The following is a 3824-nucleotide window of genomic DNA, read 5'->3' on the forward strand; positions in this document are numbered from 1 at the left end:
TCCTCGGCAGTCCGGCGAGCACCGACCGGTCGTGCGCCACGGTGGGCATGACGGCCAGTGCGGGGACGTGGACCGGCGCCCGACGGCCCGCCCGTGGCCCTGGACCCGGACGGCACCGTGCTGATCACCGGTGGCACCGGCACGCTGGGCGCCGAGGTCGCCCGGCACCTGGTGCGCGCGCACGGCGTGCGGCACCTGCTGCTGGCCGGCCGTCAGGGGCCCACCGCCCCGGGCGCCGCCGAACTCGCCGCCGAACTCGCCGGGGCGGGCGCCGCCGTCACGGTGTCGGTGTGCGACGTCGGCGACCGCGCGGCGCTGGCCGCGCTGCTGGCCGACGTCCCGGCCGCGCACCCGCTGACCGCCGTGGTGCACGCCGCGGGCGCGCTGGACGACGGTGTGCTCACCGCGCTGACCCCGGAGCGTCTGGACGCCGTCCTCGCGCCCAAGGCCGAGGCGGCCCTGCACCTGCACGAGCTGACCGCCGCTCTGCCACTGGCCGCGTTCGTGCTGTTCTCCTCGGCGGCCGGCGTCTTCGGCGGCCCCGGGCAGGCCAACTACGCGGCGGCGAACGCCGTCCTGGACGCCCTCGCGCAGCACCGGCGGGCCCGCGGCCTGGCCGGGCAGTCGCTGGCGTGGACGCTCTGGGCCCAGCGCAGCGCGCTGACCGGCGTGCTGGACGAGGAAGGCGAGCGCAGGCTGGCCCGCTCCGGGATGCCCGCGCTCACCACCGCGCAGGGCCTGGCGCTGCTGGACGCGGCGCTCGCCGTCGACCGGCCCGCCCTGGTCCCGATCCGGCTGGACCTGGCGGCTTTGCGGGCCGATGCCGAGACCCGCCCCGTCCCCGGCCTGCTGCGCGCGCTGGTGCGCGGGCCGCTGCGGCGCTCGGCCACCCGCGCGGCGCCCGACGGCACGCCGGGCGGCCCGCTGGGCGCGCTGCCCGCGGCCGAGCGGGAGCCCGCGCTGCTGGCCCTGATCCGCTCCCAGGTGGCGGCCGTGCTCGGCCACGCCTCGCCGGAGGCCGTGGAGGCCGGCCGGGCCTTCCGCGACCTGGGCTTCGACTCGCTCGCCGCCGTCGAGCTGCGCAACCGGCTGAACCTGGCGACCGGCCTGCGGCTGCCCGCCACGCTGGTCTTCGACCACCCGTCTCCGACCGTGCTCGCACGGCACCTGCGGGCCGAGCTCTTCGGCGCCCAGGACGGCGCGGCCGGGGCCCCCGCGGCAGGCCGGGCCCGCGGGACCGGCGCCACCGCGGCCACCGGCGACGACCCGATCGCGATCGTCGCGATGGGCTGCCGTTTCCCGGGCGGCGTGCGCACCCCGGAGGAGCTGTGGCGGCTGGTCGCCGAGGGCGCCGACGGCGTCGGGCCGTTCCCGGCCGACCGCGGCTGGGACCTGGAGGCGCTCTACGATCCCGACCCCGAGCACCGCGGCACCTCCTACGCCCGCGAGGGCGGTTTCCTGGACGCCGTCGGCGGCTTCGACGCGGAGTTCTTCGGTATCTCGCCGCGCGAGGCCGTGGCGATGGACCCGCAGCAGCGGCTGCTCCTGGAGATCACCTGGGAGGCCTTCGAACGGGCCGGCATCGACCCGACCGGGCTGGCCGGTGCGTCGGCCGGTGTCTTCGTCGGCCTGATGCAGCAGGACTACGCGGCCCGGCTGCTGCCGCACATCCCGGAGGAGGTCGAGGGCTTCCTCGGCACCGGCAACTCGGGCAGCATCGTGTCCGGCCGGCTGGCGTACGTCTTCGGCCTGGAGGGCCCCGCCGTCACGGTGGACACCGCCTGCTCCTCCTCGCTGGTCGCCCTCCACCTGGCCGCCCGGTCCCTGCGGCACGGGGAGTGCGACCTGGCGCTGGCGGGCGGCGTGACCGTGATGTCCAGCCCGGAGCTGTTCGTCGAGTTCAGCCGGCAGGGCGGGCTCGCGCCGGACGGGCGGTGCAAGCCGTACGCGGCCGCCGCCGACGGGACGGGCTTCGGCGAGGGCGCGGGCATCCTGCTGCTGGAGCGGCTCAGCGACGCGCGGCGGCTGGGGCACCCCGTGCTCGCCGTGGTCCGGGGCACGGCCGTCAACCAGGACGGTGCGAGCAACGGCCTGACCGCCCCCAACGGCCCCTCCCAGCAGCGGGTGATCCGCGCGGCACTGGCCGACGCCGGCCTGCGGGCCGCCGAGGTCGACGCGGTGGAGGGGCACGGCACCGGCACGCGGCTCGGCGACCCGATCGAGGCCCAGGCACTCCTGGCCACCTACGGCCAGGACCGGCCCGAGGGCCGGCCGCTCTGGCTGGGCTCGCTGAAGTCCAACATCGGGCACACCTCGGCCGCCGCCGGGGTCGGCGGGGTGATCAAGACGGTCCTGGCGATGCGGCACGGGGTACTGCCCAAGAGCCTGCACGTGGACGGCCCGACCCCGCAGGTGGACTGGTCGGCGGGGGCGGTGGAGCTGCTGACGCAGGCCCGTGCCTGGGAGACCGAGGACGGGCGGCCACGCCGGGCCGGCGTCTCCTCCTTCGGCGTGAGCGGCACCAACGCCCACGTCGTCCTCGAACAGGCCCACGAGAACGAGCCTGCGGAACCGGACGACGCGGAACCGGAGCACGACGCGGACACGGTCGTCCCCTGGCTGCTGTCCGCCCGCTCCCCCGAAGCCCTGCGCGACCAGGCCGCACAACTACTCGCCCTCGACCGGCACCCCACCGACATCGCCCACTCCCTCGCCACCGGCCGCACCGCCTTCGACCACCGCGCCGTCACCATCGGCACCCACCACCGACTCCGCGACGCCCTCACCGCACTCAGCGAGGACACCCCCCACCCCGACCTCGTCCAAGGCACACCCCACCACCCCGGCCGCACCGTCTTCGTCTTCCCCGGCCAGGGCTCCCAGTGGCCCGGCATGGCCGCCGAACTCCTCGACACCGAACCCGCCTTCGCCGAGAAGATCACCCAGTGCGAGAAGGCCCTCGCCCCACACGTCGACTGGTCCTTGAGCGACCTCCTGCGCAGCGGCGAACCCCTCGAACGCGTCGACGTCGTCCAGCCCGCCCTGTGGGCCGTGATGGTCTCCCTCGCCGCCCTCTGGCAGCACCACGGCGTCCACCCCGACGCCGTCCTCGGCCACTCCCAAGGCGAGATCGCCGCCGCGGTCGTGGCCGGTGCGCTGAGCCTGGAGGACGGCGCCCGGGTCTCCGCCCTGCGCAGCCGGGCCCTCGACGCCATCGCCGGAGAGGGCGGCATGGTCTCGCTCGGGCTCTCCGCCGAACGGGCCGAGCAGCTTCTCACGCCCTGGGCCGACCGGATCTCCGTCGCCGCCTACAACTCCCCCACCACCACCGTCGTCGCCGGTGACAGCGACGCCCTGGCCGAACTGCTCGCCACCTGCGAACGCGACGGCGTGCGGGCACGGGCGATTCCCGTCGACTACGCCTCGCACTCCCCGCACATCGAGCGACTGCGCGACCGGCTGCTCGACGTCCTGGCCGACATCAGCCCGCAGGCACCCCGCATCCCGATGTTCTCCACGGTCACCGGCGACTGGCTCACCACCCCGCCCGACACCGCCTACTGGTACACCAACCTGCGCCAACCCGTCCTCCTCGCCCCGGTCCTGAAGACCCTCCACGAAGCCGGCCACACCCACTACATCGAGACCAGCCCCCACCCCGTCCTCGTGCCCGCCGTCGAGGAGACCCTCGACACCGCCGTCACCCTCCCCACCCTGCGCCGCGACGAGGGCGACCGACGACGCCTCCTCACCTCCCTCGCCCACGCCTGGACCACCGGCCTCACCGTCGACTGGACCACCGCGATCCCCCGCGGCCGACGCGT

General features: G+C 76.1%; 1 pseudogene. It reads left to right on the forward strand.

Annotation, left to right across the window (positions count from 1 at the left end):
* Nucleotides 1–96: 96 nt before the first annotated feature.
* A pseudogene (locus tag ABZY91_RS41625) lies at nt 97–3824 on the forward strand (type I polyketide synthase); the annotation flags it as partial.

The sequence above is a fragment of the Kitasatospora sp. NPDC002965 genome (assembly GCF_040611255.1).
Classification (GTDB): Bacteria; Actinomycetota; Actinomycetes; order Streptomycetales; family Streptomycetaceae; genus Kitasatospora.